This window comes from Chryseobacterium hilariae (assembly GCF_051400735.1).
GTDB lineage: Bacteria > Bacteroidota > Bacteroidia > Flavobacteriales > Weeksellaceae > Chryseobacterium.
On the sequence record NZ_JBLFFJ010000001.1, the window covers coordinates 224839 to 240527 of the forward strand.

Sequence of the window (15689 nt, forward strand, 5' to 3'; positions counted from 1 at the left end):
CCGCGGGATGGAGCAGTAGGTAGCTCGTCGGGCTCATAACCCGAAGGTCATCGGTTCGAGTCCGGTTCCCGCTACTAAGTTAAGTGCTTTCGGTAAGCACTCTAAAGATACACCGCGGGATGGAGCAGTAGGTAGCTCGTCGGGCTCATAACCCGAAGGTCATCGGTTCGAGTCCGGTTCCCGCTACTAGAACAAAAGAAGCAATAATTTATTGCTTCTTTTTGTTTTATATCTTTAATACATGAAATCGGAGCTATCTGCAAATTAACGAGAAGGTTTTCAATTAAATATTAAGCAATTTCAAGATCAGATTTCAATCCAGGAAAGTAGTATGACTTTTTATACGATCGGTCATCTTTTTAGTGGTTTCATTTCCGTTTCCGTCAAATATTCTCATATTTCCATTGTAAATGGATGGGTTTTCCTGATAGGTTTTTCGAGCTTCCAAAAATTGATTTTTAGATTTTGTCTTGACATTGGTTGTATAGTGTAAGGATTCTATTATTTCTTCAGATTTCTTAATATCCGTGGCGTAAATTTCAATGGTCCTGTTTTTATTGTATACTTCCAGTACCAGACCGGATAAACCTTTGAATCTGAAAGGTCCGTCAGGAATTGCTATTTCGTCAGTAAACCAGGCAAAAAAAGTATCGCCGGTATCAGTTGTGGTTTTTGCGAGCCGGCTTTTAAAGCCTTTTATTTCTTTTTTATCGTTCAGTATTTCCCATTTCAGCTGAGGTTCTTCATAAGTGAAAATATATCTGCCAACAGGCATGGATACTATTAAATTTTCTTTGTTCCTGTAAACACTGCTTACCGACTTGGGATATTTGGGAATGGCTCCGTAATTTATATTGATTGTACCTGTAGTTTTGGTTTCATTAGAATTTCTGTTGTAAAAGGCTTTAGCCTCCCGGCTGTAATAGGACGATTCCAGATTATTGCACAATAAAGTGGAGGAATAAATATTAATCTGGCTTTTATTGATGCTGTCCTGAATGATTTTAGTCTCATAATTCACTTCAATCACAGCTGTTTGGCCATACATTGAAATAAAACCTAAAACGAGAAATCCAAATGTTTTAATTTTCATGACTGTACATTCTGATAATGCAATGGTATTAAAAAAATGTGACGTATCATTACAGGATTCCCGAATTTATATATATTTTTTATGGATGCAGGCAATTTTCCTTTATTTTCCATTGTTTGTATTTTTCCCTCATGCAGTGTCCGCATGGGCGGTAATTATTTTCCAATGCTTCTTTTTCAGATTTAAAAAAGACCCTGTTTTCCCATTTCATCCTTTTACCGGAGGAACAGTGAAGCAGTCCATAAATTTTTAGCTTCCGGTTCCCCCCGAATTTAATTTCTCCGCTTTTGATCTGGCTTATTAAGACGGTGGATGAGAGTTCAATATGCTGCTTCATTTTCTTAACTGACGGCATCATGAAAAATAATTCCCAATGTACAGCGGCTGCCTTCTTTTACCTCACTCACGCCATGCTTCATATTTACTCTGTAATATCCTTTAGCTCCCTTTTCAGGCTTGAAATTAGTGGTGAATATCAGAGCATCACCTTTCCTTGGATTGATAACTATGGCTTTGGATTGTGCTCTGGGAATCTGCTGGGTAAGTACAAACTCTCCGCCTGTGAAATCTTTTTCAGGTTCACTCAACATCAAAACAAGCTGAATTGGAAAGTATATATCTCCGTAGAGGTCCTGATGTAAGGTATTAAAGCCTCCTTTCCCATATTTTAAGATTAATGGAGTCGCTTTCCGCTGGCCGTTGTTATGACATTGCTGAAGTAATGCTGAATGCTCCAAGGGAAAATTCATATCAATCCGCAATGCCTTAAACCACGCATTGGCAACAGGAACGAGATGCGTATATATATTTGTTCTCATTGTTTGAATCAAACCAGGCAGAGGATAATTGAAATATTTGTATTCACCCAGACCAAAACGGTGGCGGGCCATTACAACTGTCTTACGATACAAAGCCGGGTTGTCGTAGTCTGATTTTAATGTTTCACATTCATTGTCTGATAATAAACCGGGGACAATGGCATATCCGTTTTGATGCAGAGCTTCAGTGATGATTTGCCAGTCTATACTTTCAATTCTTTTGATGATGTCAGTCATTACTTTACATTGTATGGTACAAATTACTGAAGTCAATTGCATTTATAAAATCCGAAACATGTTATTTTTAATTAACCAGTGTAAAAATCAGATCAATTGTTAGGAAGTTTGATGTACCATCCTATTGTTTCAATAGTAGTATTACTTCTACAAAATGTTTTATTTAATTCTACAATATATTTTTTACCGGAACAGATCTGAAACTTACTTTTGTATCGCTCAATAGCCAGAAAACTGATTAAAGAGTCTATTTATGTTTTTAATGATCTCCGCCTTCATTTTCTACTTTTTTTGAATGTTTTTATGATTAATACATAACAGCCTTCCGGCGGAGATCTTTTTTAATAACGGACCTTAATTTTCATAGGGTATAATAATGATTAATGTATATATATTCTAATTAAAAAGAGAACTGCATCTGTGGTTCTCTTTTATCATTTTTAAATAGGTATACTGTTTTTAGATTAACTTGGTGCAGTGAAACCTAAAGTTTATTTTTATATTATTTCATTATAAATTCCGGGCCTATGGAAACTATTATTATTACAGAAAAGAAAAAATCAATAGTAACTGATTCCATAATACTCATCATATTCTGCGCAGTCCCCGTATTTTTTCTTATCAAATGGCTGATTTTAGCAGAAGAAGGGAGAATATTTATCATTTTTTTAATCATAGTAACCCTGTTTCTGCCTGTAGTGGTTATTTCCGGCTATATTTGGGATGTAAAGCAGAAAATAATGATATCCAAAGATGGGATAAAGCTTTGCTACGGGCGAAATTTTGTTGACATTATGCATTTTGAAGGAAGTTTTTCCATACCTCCTGATAATGAAATTCTCTGGACAAAAATAACAGGATTTCAGATTGATGCCTACGAACGTAGGGAACCGACTGAAGGTGGCGGATATACTACTTTAACGAAGTACAGCCTTATGGTTAAGATGAAAAATAAAGAAAGAGGGCCATTTGATTTTGAAAGGTTCAGAAGAAATTATTACTCTATCGGGCTGGGAAAATTTGAAGAACATCCCAATACAATACTTAAAATTTGTGAAGATTATCAACAAAAGATCGAAAATAATGAATTGCATTAAAATAAAAATCCTGCTTAAAAGCAGGATTCATTATCGTTTAGATTCATATTTATTGAGCCAATTGACCGTAAGGAGTAAGCTTGTTATCATCAGACATGGTCTGTTCCAAAAACTCTTTTTTCTGGCCACCCTTCATTCTTCCTGCGGCATCACTGGCACCGAAATAGGCTTCGCTTAGTTTTGTACTGATTTCTGCCGGTTTGAAATCGAATTTTGTATCTCCTTCCACACCAAGGTATCCGTTCTTTCTTGTCAGGTTTGAGATATAATTGTTGTAGTTGATGAATGTATTTCTTAAGTACTGCGTATGGTATTCCATACATTTTTTAGCTTTTTTGGATGAATTGTTAAGAATACAGTTCTTCATATTATTTCTGTACAGGAACCATTCGGATTCCAAAATACCATATTCTTTTCCTAAAGCAGTCTTTCCGTTGGTCACGATATTGTTGTCACCTTCCTTATCAGCAATAGCCTGAAGATGCTTGATTACCAATGGAACAGTGTTTTCGATTTTCGTTTTGGTTTCCTTTAAGATACTGAGATCTGCAGCCGGAGAATTTTTCTTTTGAGCTGTAGTAACATTAAAAATAAGCAGTAATAGTACAATCAATAAGTTATATCTTTTCATGAGAAATTTTTAAAGCACTAAAATAAATATATTTTCTCACTTTAAACAAATTCATTTTAATTTTATTTAATAAAAATTAACATGTTTTAAGAATTTATGGCTTAATACTAAGTTTTTATGCATATTAAATAGGCAATAAATTAACTATATTAAAAATTTAACATATTTTAGTGTAATTTATTGTTTTGATTATCAGTCAATTACCTTAATTTAATTTTTATCACTAAAAAATTAGTTGTTTGATTCGTTTTTATTTTTACATTTGTATAACTAATTTCTTAGTGATATAGAATTTTATCAAAATAATCTATCACTTAATGATAAATGAACAGGATATGAAAATTCAGAATTTAACAAAAGCAGAAGAGCAGGTGATGCAGTATTTATGGAAACTCGAGAAAGGATTCCTGAAAGATATTCTGGATCTTTTTCCGGAGCCAAAACCCCATACCAATACAGTTTCTACCATTTTAAAAGTATTAAAAGACAAAGAATTTGTAGACTATCATGTATACGGAAGGCAGCATGAATATTTTCCGTTAATTACGAAAGAACAGTATTCCGGGAAAACTATGAAAAGCCTTGTGAAAAATTATTTCAAAGGGTCTTATAAAAGTGCGGTTTCTTTCCTTGTAGAAAAGAATGAAATGACCGTAGAAGACCTGGAAATGCTTCTGAACGAACTCAAAAAGAAAAACTAACTGATCATGGAAACTGTGTTTTTATACTTGGGAAAAGTAATTGTATGCTCCGGTGTAATGTTTTTATATTACCAGTTGTCTTTAAAAGACAAGACGTTTCATCATTATAACAGATTTTACCTTCTGTTTGCAATGGTTGCATCACTGCTGCTGCCCCTGATCAGGGTAGATGATTTTACAATAGAAGTGAATAATGATATGTATATGCTTCTAGATAAGATACAGAATTTTAATACTGATAAAAACATAGACAATGGCCACATTTATTTTAGAATTATTTTTTCAGCTTTGGGACTGGTTTCTCTCTATTTTTTAGGGAAGTTAATTTTCGGGATCCTCAAAATCCAGAAGCTTAAGAAACAGTTTCAAAAAGAAAGTTTTGACGGTATCAATTTTTACCGTACAAACCTGACAGAAGCTCCGTTTTCATACTTTAAAAATCTTTTCTGGAAAAACACCATCACATTGGATTCCGATATAGGAGAACAGATTTTAAAACATGAAATGGTTCATATTGAGCAGAAACACTCTTTCGATAAGATCTTTATTGAGATCATTACCTCTGTTTTCTGGTTCAATCCGTTTTTTCATATCATTAAAAAGGAGATCAGTCTGATCCACGAATATCTGGCCGATAAAAAGGCCGTAAAACAATCGGATACCAAAGCATTTGCGCAGATGCTTTTAGCAAGCCACTTTTCCGGAACACAGTTGCCTGCTGCCAGTCCGTTTCTAAGTTCAAATCTAAAAAAACGACTCAAAATGTTACAAAAACCAAAAACCAAATTCGGATATGCGCGGAGAATTTTTGCATTACCGGTTTTATTTTCAGTAGCCTTCGCCTATATGGTGAATGCCAAGAACAAAGAAATTAAAGAAACGAATATAGCCATTAAGGAAGCCGTTTCTCAGATTAAAAAAGATACGATAACACCTCAGAAAACTGAAAAAAGAGAAATCATAAGTCCAAAATTCTTCAAAGAATATTCAGGTAAGAAAGAAATCGCAGAACTTGGAAAGAAAATCGAAGAAAAAAGCAAAGCTTTAAAAAACCTGAAGCCGGAAAGTAAAGAATTTCAGCAAAAGGTGGACGAAATCAGTGAGCTTTCAGGAGAAATAGGAAGAATTACCAATTCTGATGATTTTAAAATGGCTTTTAGCATTCCTAATGCAGAATCAAAAAGATTAAATGATTTTTTCAAATCTGATGAGTGGAAAAACAGAATCAAAGCCCTTGAAGAACTTGAAGTAGAATTGCCGGATCTTCCAGATTTAGATATCGACTTTCCGGATGCTCCGGAACCACCATCAGCTCCCAATGCTCCGAGAGTAAGAGTAATGAAATTTAATGATGTCTTTCAAAACTGGGACTCAGGAGATGCAAAAGCATCGAGGAAAGCAATTAGAGAAAGAAAAGCGGCCAGCAAAAGAGCAGAAAAAGCGAGCATCGAAGCCATGAAATTAAGTGAAAAGGCCAAAGAGATGGGAGAGAAAGCCAGGATTGAAGCTATGAAAGCAGGAGAATTCAGGAGAATACAGGGCGAAGCATTAAGAATAGCAGGGGAAAGAGCAAGATTTGAAGGAGAGAAAGCAAGAAAAGCAGGCGAGAAAACCAGATTGGATGCATTAAAAAGAATTTCGGAAGGAGCAAAAGGAAATGTCTATTTTTACAAAAGTACGAATACTGCTAAACCGGGATCACTAAACAGAATCATGGAGCTGGAAGCAGATTATATTAAAAAAGATGCCAACGGAACCATTGCCATGAATGGAGTGAAAAAGCTCAAAGTGAATGGCTGGGATGATACTAAGATTTTCCTTGATGGAAAAGAGATCCCCAAAAGTGAAATGGATGCCATAAAACCTGAAAATATCGCAAGCGTTACTATCAATAAAGAAAATGGAGCGAATATCAGACGCGGAGAAATAAGAATTCAGACAAAAAAATAAGTACCATTAGCTTTGCCAGTGATTCTGAATTGGCAAAGCTTTTAATAACAGAGGAAAAGAAACATAGATTATGAAAAAAAATTATTTGATTTTATTAGTTATACTGGGAGTGTTTGCCAATGCACAGGTTAACAGATTCTTTTATGATTATAAATATATTGCGGATTCTACTAATAAGGCAGAAGTGAAAAGTGATATTATGCTTCTGGATATTGACAAAAGCGGTTCCAAATATTACAGCCGTGAAAAATTTGTTGCGGATTCTACAACAAAAGCAGATATAGCCAAGCAAATGAAGGGCGGATTTGGCGGTAGTATTAATATCAGGAAAAATATAAAACCGGGAACTATTTTCTCAAGTGTTACGAAGAAGTATCCTGAATATAGTATATCGTTTTCCGAAAAAGTAGGGAATACCACTTATAAAGTAACAGAAGATCAGAAACCTGAGTGGAAAATTTTACCTGAAAAGGAAAAAATTGGCGAATACAATACTCAAAAAGCAACTACCAATTATGGAGGAAGAAACTGGATAGCCTGGTTCGCAACAGATATTCCCATTCAGGATGGACCTTATAAATTTTGCGGACTGCCGGGACTTATCGTAAAAGTTGAAGATACAACGGGCTCCCACATTATGACTTTAATTGGAAATAAGAAAACGGAAGCCGTATCAGAAGAAGGCCTTCAGATACCCGGGCTTAGTATGGTCGGTATAGGAGGCAAAGAAATAGAAGTCAACAAAAAGCAGTTTAAAAAAGCCTGGAAAGATTATCTTACAGACCCTACCAAAGATATGAAGCAAACAATGAGCACGCTTCCTGCAGGGGCGGTTATCAATATGAAAGATAAGGACGGGAAATCTATTGATATGAATGAAATGTACAGGAATATTGAAAAAAGGGCGAAGGAAGATATATTAAAAAATAACAATAAAATAGAACCGGATTTATATAAATAAATTTGAGTTCAGCTTAAATTAAAATTTGTCTATTTCATAAATACAGGATGGTTATTAATGACCATCCTTTCGTTTTGGTGATTATCGTAATTTTAAACCTTAAATCAATACTATGACAGAAAAAGAAAAATGCGAGGCCGGACTTCTATACAACGCCAATTATGACGAACAGCTGATCCGTGAACGTATGGCATGCAAAGATCTCTGCCTGGAGTATAACCAGCTGAAAAATTCCGATACCCAAAACAGAAATGAACTGATCAGAAGAATTCTCGGAAGCACGAAAGAAAACATTTGTATCGAGCCTAATTTTTGGTGCGATTACGGTTATAATATTGAAGTGGGAGAAAATTTTTACGCCAATCATAACCTTACTATTTTAGACTGTGCCAAAGTAAAGTTTGGAGATAATGTTTTTATCGGTCCGAATTGCAGCTTCTACACTGCAGGACACCCGCTGGATGCAAAACAGCGAAATGAAGGCTTGGAATATGCCCATCCGATCACCGTGGGAGATAATGTGTGGCTGGGAGGCAACGTAGTCGTCCTGCCCGGGGTTTCCATTGGAAATAATACAGTGATAGGAGCGGGAAGTGTTGTTACCAAAGATATTCCTGATTATGTGGTTGCTGTGGGAAATCCCTGCAGGGTAATTAAAAATGTTGAAGAAAATTTAAAATCATAGTAATCATTATCATGAAAAAAGTAATCACCTTATTCATTCTCCTATTAACCCTTTCAGTCGGTGCTCAGAGTCAAAGATTCATTTATGAGTATAAGTTTAGCATTGATTCTACAGCAAGAGATGTCCAGAAGACTGAAATAATGTTTCTGGATGTTATGCCGAAAGGATCCAGGTTTTACAGTAAAGATGTCTCTGAATCAGATTCTATCTGGGCAGCTGCTATGGATATACATGTTAAGCGTGGAATAGAAATGGATTTTTCAAAAATTAAGTTCAAAGGTAAAATTCGTTATAGTGTTGAAAAGTCATATCCTGATTATTCGGTAAATTTTTTCAATTCTCTAGGTATTGATATGTATATGGTAAAGGAGGGAAGAAAGCAAAAATGGAAAATTCTTCCTGACAAAGCAAAGATCGGAGAACTGGCTGCTCAAAAAGCTGTTTGCGAATTTGTTGGCAGAAAATGGATTGCATGGTTTACCACAGAGGTATTCATTCAGGACGGACCCTATAAATTCTATGGACTTCCCGGACTAATTGTAAAGTTAGAGGATTCCAGCCAGACACATTCATTCGAACTAAAGGGAGTTAAAAAGCTTCCGGAAGGAGATGAATGGAAGAGTTCCGGAGAGAATAAGCATGGCGTTGATCCCCTTATTAAATTAAATGAAACAAAATATAAACAAGCTTTTAAAGACTACTGTAAAGATCCAATGAAAAGTGAAAAGCTGATGCAGGCACAAAGCCGTGATATTTTGGAAATTGATGATTCGGGAAAATTGGTAAAAACTTCTAATGCGAAGAGGAATGATAGAGAAACGCAATTGATTAATCAAATTAAAAAGGAAAATAATATTCTGGAACTTGATCTGTTGAAATAAATGAAAATCCCGGAACGAAAAAGTTCCGGGATTTTATATCTGAATAGCTTTTCAATAATTAGGCTAATTTCTGAGAATCTGCTACAAACTGAGCCAATCCGCTGTCTGTTAAAGGATGCTTTAGCAAGCTCAAGATTGGAGGAAGTGGAGACGTGATCACATCTGCCCCGATTTTAGCACAGTCGATGATGTGCATAGAGTGACGGATAGATGCTGCCAGAATTTCAGTCTCATACATATAGTTATCAAAAATTAATCTGATTTCCTGGATAAGGTTTAATCCGTCCGTTGAAATATCATCCAGTCTTCCCAGGAAAGGAGAAACATAAGTAGCTCCTGCTTTAGCTGCTAAAAGAGCCTGTCCTGCAGAGAAAATAAGCGTACAGTTTGTTTTGATTCCTTTATCGGAAAAATATTTTAAAGCTTTGATTCCGTCTTTAATCATTGGAATCTTTACTACAATATTCGGGTGGATGGCGGCCAATTCATCACCTTCCTTGATCATTTCTTCATATGTAGTAGAAAGTACTTCAGCAGAAATATCTCCGTCTACAAGTTCACAGATCGTTTTATAATGATTTTTGATCGCTTCATTTCCCTGAATTCCTTCTTTTGCCATTAATGAAGGATTAGTGGTTACCCCATCTAAAATTCCAAGGTCTCTTGCTTCTTTGATCTGCTCTAAATTGGCTGTGTCAATAAAAAATTTCATTTCGTTCGTTAGATTTATTCCTGCAAAGATAATGATTCCCTTTGTGAGTGGAAAATTTTAATTTTGGTTAGAAGTTAGAAGTTAGAAGTTAGAAGTTAGAAGTTAGAAGTTAGAAGTGGAAAGATTAAGGAATGCTTGTAACTCATAACCGTAATCCGAATCACAACCTCGTATCACATATCCCCAACTCATTTCACCATAAAATATTATCTTTGTTAAACATGAAAAACAATAGTTTTACAGCTGTACTCGAAATTATCGGTATCAATCCTTTTGTTTTTGTTCCTGAAGAGATCTTAACTGAAATTTTCAAGGCAGCGGGGAAGGATAAAAGCCCTGTTCCCGTGAAAGGAACCGTAAACGGAAAAGAATTCAGGCAGAACCTGATGAAATATCTGGGAGAATGGAGGCTGTATATCAATCTTCTCATGCTTAAAAATTCTCCCAAAAGAATAGGAGAAACGATTGAAGTATCTATTGAATTTGATGACTCAGACCGGACAATTTCTATTCATCCCAAGCTGGATGCAGCGATTAAAGGAAGTGCTGTTGCAACCCATAATTTTGAAAACCTGATCCCATCCAGAAAAAATGAACTGATCCGGTATATCAACAATCTGAAAACCGACGCCAGTATCGAAAGGAATATTGAAAAGATCATCCGGCATCTCCATGGAGAAACGGATTTCTTTGGTAAAAAAATTGATTAAAATAATCGGGTGAGAACTAAAACCGATTGGGAAAACAAAATCCGGAAAATATTTTCCGGATTTTGTTTTTATTATGAATTTAAAACTTTGCTAAGTTTTAGAGCATCCTGATTGGTAGGATCATATTCTAAAGATTTAGCAATATGTTCTTTTGCTTTGTTAGGGTCACTTTTCTGTTCCGTAAAGGCAAGATAAAAATAGGCATAAGCCAGGTTTTTCTTATTTTGCTCTACTTCTGCAGGTTTTACAGTGGCAATATACTTTTCATAAGCAATTTTGGCATTGGCATCATCTTTAGCAGATTGATATGCATAAGCCTGGCTGTAATAAGACGGAGCCCAATCGGGTAGTAAAACAGATATTTTTTTCCATGTTTCAACTGCATTGGTCCAATCTGAAGCTTCCTGATAAGCTGTTGCTAACTTTGAGAGTGCTTCCGTATCTTTTGGGTTGGCTTCAATCTGCTTTTTAAGACCGTCAATAGTTGAGTTGCTTCCTGCTTGTGTTGTAGCAGCTGTATTTGCCGTATTATTTGCACTGTCCACTTTAGTAGTTTGTGCATTGACAAGGCTTGCAGTTCCAGCAAAAATTAAACCTAAAAACAAATTTTTAATATTAATTTTAGTCATTTTCATAATCTTACATTTTAAAATTCTATTCTCTAAAATTCAATAATAATTCCACAAAAACTTAAATTTTAGAGCCTTTAAGTTTTTTTAGAGAATATTAACGGATAAAATGTTTTTTTTAGCTTAATTTTTGATTCGTCAAGGATTGGGTTTATCTTTGTGTAGTTGAACTGTTTTTAATAATCAATATAATTTCCCTATATGAATATCATATTAGCGTCTACATCCACACTTTTCGGAGGAGACTATTTAGAATACTTAAGAGAAGAATTAATTAAACTATATAACGGAGTTGATGAAATCATTTTCGTTCCTTTCGCAAGGCCCGGTGGAATTTCCCATGACGATTATACAGCAAAGGCACGTGCTTTCTTTGAAACAATCAACATTAAAGTAAAAGGTCTTCATGAATTTGAAAATAAAGCAGAAGGTTTGAATAATGCACAGGGATATTTTACAGGCGGAGGAAACACATTCCTACTGGTAAAAACACTGCATGAAGAAGGCCTGATGTCTGTTCTGAAAAAAAATGTTGAAAGCGGGAAAGCTTATCTGGGCAGCAGTGCTGGGAGCAATATCGGAGGTCAGAATATGAAAACCACGAATGACATGCCGATTGTTTATCCGCCAAGCTTCGACTGTATGGGTCTTGTTCCTTTCAATCTTAATCCGCATTACCTGGACCCGAATCCCGATTTAAAGCATAACGGAGAAACAAGGGAAACAAGAATCAGAGAATTCCTGACCCAGAATGATACGAAAGTAATCGGTCTTCGTGAAGGAAACTGGATCCGAAGAATCGGAGATAAGATCACAGTAGAAGGCAGCGAAATGACAAGAATTTTTGAGAAAGACAAGGAACCTTATGAGGTAGAGGCGGGAAGTATACTTTAAGCCGTGAAAACAACCTCTTATTTTTATATATTTGATTAAGAATTGAATAATGGACGCTTCGTAGACTGATTCGTAAGCGTAGCTATAAAGTTTAGATTTAAAAGCCTTGCAATGAAGAAAACACTTGCAGTTCTTATACTGTCGGTTCAGTTAGTATCTGCCCAAAATATTGCGCAGAAGCTGGATAAAGCCACCAAAGATCTTATGGATTCTTCGGGAGCTGTTTCATCCGGTTTATCATTTTATGTTACCGATGAAAACGGGACATTTATTTACGAATATCAGGGTAATAGAGGTCTGTCAACAGCTTCTACGCAGAAGATTTTCACTGCCGGCGCAGCTCTTGAAACATTAGGAAAAAACTACACCTATAAAACAACAGCAGGTTATTCCGGAAGTTTATCCGTCGGAATTCTGAACGGGGATTTTGTGATCAGTTCCAATGGTGACCCTACTTTGGGAAGCTGGAGGTATGATGCCTACAAGCCTGAAAACTTTAAAAAGAAGCTCATTGATGCTCTTAAAAGTTCAGGAATTGTAAAGATCTCCGGTAACCTGGTGATTGATGATTCTTATTTTGACCATCAGACGATTCCGGGAGGCTGGCCCTGGGATGACCTCGGCAACTATTACGGAGCAGGAATCTGGGGAATCAACTGGAGAGAAAACCAGTTTGATATCAATATTAACGGGACAGAGTTTAAAGGCTTTTCTTATCCCCTTGAAAATGTAAAATGGCTGAATGACCTGAAGGCAGGAGGCAGTTCTGATCAGAGTCTTATTTTTACTGCACCACATTCTGAAGTAGCTTTAATTAACGGTACGCTGCCAGCAGGGAAAACAGTCACGGTTTCGGGTGCTGTTCCCAATCCGCCGCTGCAGCTGGGAGCAGAAGTACAGCAATGGCTTAAAGAGTCAGGCATTGAACTCTCCGGAAAAATAACCACCAGTTCACAGCTCGAACTGGAAGGAAAAATGATACCGGAAGCTCCAAAAAATATAATTCTTACCTATGAGTCTCCAACTTTGGATAAAATAGTCTATTGGTTTCTCCGTAAAAGTGTCAATCTTTATGGTGAAGCTTTAATTAAAACTTTGGGAAAAGAAAAGAAAGGGAATTCCAGCTTTAAGAACGGAGTTGCCTATTTAAAAGAATTCTGGAAATCTAAAGGAATCAATCCGAATATGATCAATTTTGCCGATGGAAGTGGACTTTCCCCACAAAATTATGTTGCTGCCAAAGCTGAGGTTCAGGCTTTGCTGTATGCAAAGAAACAGCCTTGGTTTGATGCTTATTACGACGGTTTTCCGGTTCAGGACGGAATAAAGATGAAAAGCGGAACAATGAGGGATACCAAATCTTTTGCAGGATATCATACGGCCAAAGACGGTAAAAAATATGTATTTTCAATCATTATTAATAACTATCAGGGAAGCGGAAGTACAGAACTGCAGAAAATTCTGAATGTCTTAAAATAAAAACAGCTTGAGGAAATCCATACTTAACAGACTGAATAACTGGATTATATTTTTACTGATGACTTTGGTAGTTGTCACTATTGTGGTTGCCTCAACGATACTTATTAATTTTCTCAGGAAGGAGGAAATCAAGCGGGTAGATATTCTCGTAAGTGCACTAAAATTCCAGCAGGAAGTAACTCCCAGCCTGGAAGTTCAGGAACTGATTCTAAAAATATACAGTTCTAATAACACGATTCCAATGATTGTGCTGGATAGGGACGACCGGCCTATGGTTCATAAAAATATTCCGCAGGAAATAGAAAATGACCCGGTTCAGATAAGTCTTCTGGCTAAAAAAATGGCGAAAAGCTATCCGCCTATTGAAATAAAAGTACCTGATGGGAATAATCAGTTTGTTTATTATGATAACTCACGGTTACTTAATGATTTAAGGTATTCTCCTTTTATACTGGGCTTTTTTATCTTATGCTATTTTCTGTTTTCATTCTGGTTCCTCCGAACGATTAAGAAAACGGATGAAGGTTATCTCTGGGCAGGACTGGCCAAAGAAACTGCCCATCAGATCGGAACGCCTTTGTCATCCATGATCGGTTGGATGGAAATTATGAAACTGGATAATCCGGAGTCTGAAGGTGTTTACGAAATCGAGAAAGATATTGAAAGACTGAGGACTATTTCGGAGCGTTTTTCTAAAATAGGATCCGTTCCTGAGCTGAATGACATGAATTTCAATGAGACCATTATAGAGAATTATAATTACCTGAAAACAAGGATCTCTAAGAAAATAGATTTCAGCCTTCACCTTCCAACATATACCATTCTTGTTCCCCACAATAAAATCCTGATGAGCTGGGTCATTGAAAACCTTGTGAAAAATGCCGTGGATGCTATGAAAGGAGAGGGAATATTGGAGATGTACGTTTTTGAAAGAAATAAAAATATCCTGATCGAGGTAAAAGATTCCGGAAGCGGGATGACAAAACAGCAGGCAAGAAATGCTTTTAAACCCGGTTATTCAACTAAGAAACGAGGCTGGGGACTGGGACTTTCCTTGGCGAGAAGGGTTATCCACGAATATCATAACGGAGACATTAAAATTTCCCAAACTGAAGTCGGAAAGGGAACTACATTCAGAATAACAATCAGGAAATCTTAAAATATTTCACTGTTGGCATACTCTAGTTCGTTATCTGTTTTTACAATGAATTCCTTTGAACTTTTGTTTTAAATCTTTACTGTAATATGTCAAAATTTACTTTACTTCTAAGGTATAATATCCACCTGCGAACTGTTTTTCTAGTATTAAAAAAAGTTAAATCGTTTCTATTGTGAATTAATTCTACAAATTATAAATACCTTTGTTTCTCTTAAAACACAAAATATTCCAGTTATTCCGTACGATTAATCTAATCAATTAAATACTATAAAAAATTATGAAGAAAAGTGTTAAGGCTTTTGCAGTGTTGTTTTTATTCCTGACTAATTTTTTTTATGCTCAGGTTCGCGATTTTGTTATTGAACCGCCTCTTAGCTCAAAGCTCTATCTGTATAAGACTTTCGGGGTTTTTGGAGGCAAAGAATATTCAACCAACGCACTTTATCTGATCACCAAAAAAGGAGTAGTCCTGTTTGATGTTCCGTGGCAGAAAACCCAGTATCAAAGCCTTATGGATACCATAAAAAAGCGCCATAATCTACCGGTAATTGCTGTGTTTGCAACGCATTCACATGCTGACAGAGCCGGAGATCTGAGCTTTTACAATAATAAAGGTATCAAGACTTATGCTACTGCTAAAACCAACGAATTATTGAAAAAAGAAGGAAAAGCAACTTCAAATAACTTAATAAAAGTAGGAAAGAAATATAAAATAGGAGGAGAAGAATTTATTGTAGATTTCCTGGGTGAAGGTCACACGGCAGATAATGTGGTGGTTTGGTTTCCAAAATATAATGTTCTGGATGGTGGCTGCCTGATAAAAAGTAGTGCTGCAACAGATCTTGGCTATACCGGAGAAGCCAATGTACAGCAATGGCCATTAACGATGAAAAACCTGCAGGCTAAATATCCTTCCAGTGCCAAGGTTATTCCCGGACATGATGAATGGAAAGGCAATGATCATGTAAAACATACTCTTGAACTTTTGAATAAGCAAAGTGCTCAATAAAAAATACAGAAAAAGCGGGAAATTTTCCCGCTTTTTTATGATC

The 15689-nt window shown here is 36.0% G+C and carries 17 protein-coding genes and 2 tRNA genes; 13 read left to right on the forward strand and 6 right to left on the reverse strand.

Annotation, left to right across the window (positions count from 1 at the left end):
- The first annotated feature begins 1 nt into the window (after position 1).
- A tRNA-Met gene (locus ACMGDK_RS01050) sits at positions 2-74 on the forward strand.
- 39 nt (positions 75-113) lie between these two features.
- Positions 114-186, forward strand: a tRNA-Met gene (locus ACMGDK_RS01055).
- 127 nt (positions 187-313) lie between these two features.
- On the opposite strand, the gene ACMGDK_RS01060 is transcribed toward ACMGDK_RS01055, so the two are convergent.
- From ACMGDK_RS01060 to ACMGDK_RS01070, 3 genes are all read right to left on the reverse strand, one after another.
- A complete protein-coding gene (locus ACMGDK_RS01060; RefSeq protein ID WP_436806215.1) occupies positions 314-1093 on the reverse strand; it encodes a GLPGLI family protein in 780 nt (259 codons plus the stop codon).
- Positions 1094-1172: 79 nt separating this feature from the next.
- A complete protein-coding gene (locus ACMGDK_RS01065) occupies positions 1173-1430 on the reverse strand; it encodes an Ada metal-binding domain-containing protein (protein WP_436806216.1) in 258 nt (85 codons plus the stop codon).
- 4 nt (positions 1431-1434) lie between these two features.
- On the reverse strand, positions 1435-2148 hold the full coding sequence (locus tag ACMGDK_RS01070) for a 2OG-Fe(II) oxygenase (protein ID WP_436806217.1): 714 nt from the start codon (positions 2146-2148) through the stop codon (positions 1435-1437).
- Between the two features lie 527 nt (positions 2149-2675).
- On the opposite strand from ACMGDK_RS01070, the gene ACMGDK_RS01075 reads away from it, so the two are divergent.
- Positions 2676-3245: a hypothetical protein gene (locus ACMGDK_RS01075; RefSeq protein ID WP_436806218.1), complete on the forward strand. Its 570-nt coding sequence runs from the start codon at positions 2676-2678 to the stop codon at positions 3243-3245.
- Positions 3246-3294: 49 nt separating this feature from the next.
- Here ACMGDK_RS01075 and ACMGDK_RS01080 read toward each other — a convergent pair whose 3' ends face one another.
- Entirely contained in the window at positions 3295-3876 is a 582-nt protein-coding gene (locus ACMGDK_RS01080) for a hypothetical protein (RefSeq protein WP_436806219.1), read from the reverse strand.
- 335 nt (positions 3877-4211) lie between these two features.
- Here ACMGDK_RS01080 and ACMGDK_RS01085 point away from each other — a divergent pair, with 335 nt between their 5' ends.
- The 5 genes from ACMGDK_RS01085 to ACMGDK_RS01105 all read left to right on the forward strand — a co-directional run bounded on the left by ACMGDK_RS01085 (position 4212) and on the right by ACMGDK_RS01105 (position 9054).
- Positions 4212-4577, forward strand: a complete 366-nt coding sequence (locus ACMGDK_RS01085) for a BlaI/MecI/CopY family transcriptional regulator (protein WP_306843065.1) — start codon at positions 4212-4214, stop codon at positions 4575-4577.
- Between the two features lie 6 nt (positions 4578-4583).
- The gene (locus ACMGDK_RS01090; RefSeq protein WP_436806220.1) at positions 4584-6527 is read left to right on the forward strand and encodes a M56 family metallopeptidase; all 1944 of its coding nucleotides are present in this window, start codon (positions 4584-4586) and stop codon (positions 6525-6527) included.
- Positions 6528-6597: 70 nt separating this feature from the next.
- Positions 6598-7488, forward strand: a complete 891-nt coding sequence (locus ACMGDK_RS01095; RefSeq protein WP_436806221.1) for a GLPGLI family protein — start codon at positions 6598-6600, stop codon at positions 7486-7488.
- 112 nt (positions 7489-7600) lie between these two features.
- Positions 7601-8173, forward strand: coding sequence for a sugar O-acetyltransferase (locus ACMGDK_RS01100; RefSeq protein WP_436806222.1), 573 nt, complete (start codon positions 7601-7603; stop codon positions 8171-8173).
- A gap of 11 nt (positions 8174-8184) precedes the next feature.
- Positions 8185-9054, forward strand: a complete 870-nt coding sequence (locus tag ACMGDK_RS01105) for a GLPGLI family protein (RefSeq protein ID WP_436806223.1) — start codon at positions 8185-8187, stop codon at positions 9052-9054.
- Positions 9055-9112: 58 nt separating this feature from the next.
- Here the strand turns inward: ACMGDK_RS01105 and fsa are convergent, their stop codons facing one another.
- A complete protein-coding gene (fsa, locus tag ACMGDK_RS01110; protein ID WP_307209089.1) occupies positions 9113-9766 on the reverse strand; it encodes a fructose-6-phosphate aldolase in 654 nt (217 codons plus the stop codon).
- Positions 9767-9987: 221 nt separating this feature from the next.
- On the opposite strand from fsa, the gene ACMGDK_RS01115 reads away from it, so the two are divergent.
- A complete protein-coding gene (locus ACMGDK_RS01115) occupies positions 9988-10476 on the forward strand; it encodes a DUF1905 domain-containing protein (RefSeq protein ID WP_436806224.1) in 489 nt (162 codons plus the stop codon).
- A gap of 71 nt (positions 10477-10547) precedes the next feature.
- On the opposite strand, the gene ACMGDK_RS01120 is transcribed toward ACMGDK_RS01115, so the two are convergent.
- The gene (locus ACMGDK_RS01120; protein ID WP_436806225.1) at positions 10548-11111 is read right to left on the reverse strand and encodes a tetratricopeptide repeat protein; all 564 of its coding nucleotides are present in this window, start codon (positions 11109-11111) and stop codon (positions 10548-10550) included.
- Positions 11112-11306: 195 nt separating this feature from the next.
- On the opposite strand from ACMGDK_RS01120, the gene pepE reads away from it, so the two are divergent.
- The 4 genes from pepE to blaIND all read left to right on the forward strand — a co-directional run bounded on the left by pepE (position 11307) and on the right by blaIND (position 15646).
- Positions 11307-11999 carry a dipeptidase PepE gene (pepE, locus tag ACMGDK_RS01125; RefSeq protein ID WP_436806226.1) on the forward strand — a complete coding sequence of 231 codons (693 nt, stop codon included), beginning with the start codon at positions 11307-11309 and terminating at the stop codon, positions 11997-11999.
- Positions 12000-12110: 111 nt separating this feature from the next.
- Positions 12111-13478, forward strand: a complete 1368-nt coding sequence (gene dacB, locus ACMGDK_RS01130) for a D-alanyl-D-alanine carboxypeptidase/D-alanyl-D-alanine endopeptidase (protein WP_436806227.1) — start codon at positions 12111-12113, stop codon at positions 13476-13478.
- A gap of 7 nt (positions 13479-13485) precedes the next feature.
- Entirely contained in the window at positions 13486-14637 is a 1152-nt protein-coding gene (locus ACMGDK_RS01135) for a sensor histidine kinase (protein WP_436806228.1), read from the forward strand.
- A gap of 277 nt (positions 14638-14914) precedes the next feature.
- Complete coding sequence (gene blaIND, locus ACMGDK_RS01140) at positions 14915-15646, forward strand: IND family subclass B1 metallo-beta-lactamase (RefSeq protein ID WP_436806229.1); 732 nt, start codon at positions 14915-14917, stop codon at positions 15644-15646.
- Positions 15647-15689 lie beyond the last annotated feature (43 nt).

Coding starts and splice junctions, on each gene's coding strand:
- ACMGDK_RS01060 (WP_436806215.1), bottom strand. CDS start 1,093: ATGAAAATTAAAACATTTGGATTTCTCGTTTTAGGTTTTATTTCAATG.
- ACMGDK_RS01065 (WP_436806216.1), bottom strand. CDS start 1,430: ATGAAGCAGCATATTGAACTCTCATCCACCGTCTTAATAAGCCAGATC.
- ACMGDK_RS01070 (WP_436806217.1), bottom strand. CDS start 2,148: ATGACTGACATCATCAAAAGAATTGAAAGTATAGACTGGCAAATCATC.
- ACMGDK_RS01075 (WP_436806218.1), top strand. CDS start 2,676: ATGGAAACTATTATTATTACAGAAAAGAAAAAATCAATAGTAACTGAT.
- ACMGDK_RS01080 (WP_436806219.1), bottom strand. CDS start 3,876: ATGAAAAGATATAACTTATTGATTGTACTATTACTGCTTATTTTTAAT.
- ACMGDK_RS01085 (WP_306843065.1), top strand. CDS start 4,212: ATGAAAATTCAGAATTTAACAAAAGCAGAAGAGCAGGTGATGCAGTAT.
- ACMGDK_RS01090 (WP_436806220.1), top strand. CDS start 4,584: ATGGAAACTGTGTTTTTATACTTGGGAAAAGTAATTGTATGCTCCGGT.
- ACMGDK_RS01095 (WP_436806221.1), top strand. CDS start 6,598: ATGAAAAAAAATTATTTGATTTTATTAGTTATACTGGGAGTGTTTGCC.
- ACMGDK_RS01100 (WP_436806222.1), top strand. CDS start 7,601: ATGACAGAAAAAGAAAAATGCGAGGCCGGACTTCTATACAACGCCAAT.
- ACMGDK_RS01105 (WP_436806223.1), top strand. CDS start 8,185: ATGAAAAAAGTAATCACCTTATTCATTCTCCTATTAACCCTTTCAGTC.
- fsa (WP_307209089.1), bottom strand. CDS start 9,766: ATGAAATTTTTTATTGACACAGCCAATTTAGAGCAGATCAAAGAAGCA.
- ACMGDK_RS01115 (WP_436806224.1), top strand. CDS start 9,988: ATGAAAAACAATAGTTTTACAGCTGTACTCGAAATTATCGGTATCAAT.
- ACMGDK_RS01120 (WP_436806225.1), bottom strand. CDS start 11,111: ATGAAAATGACTAAAATTAATATTAAAAATTTGTTTTTAGGTTTAATT.
- pepE (WP_436806226.1), top strand. CDS start 11,307: ATGAATATCATATTAGCGTCTACATCCACACTTTTCGGAGGAGACTAT.
- dacB (WP_436806227.1), top strand. CDS start 12,111: ATGAAGAAAACACTTGCAGTTCTTATACTGTCGGTTCAGTTAGTATCT.
- blaIND (WP_436806229.1), top strand. CDS start 14,915: ATGAAGAAAAGTGTTAAGGCTTTTGCAGTGTTGTTTTTATTCCTGACT.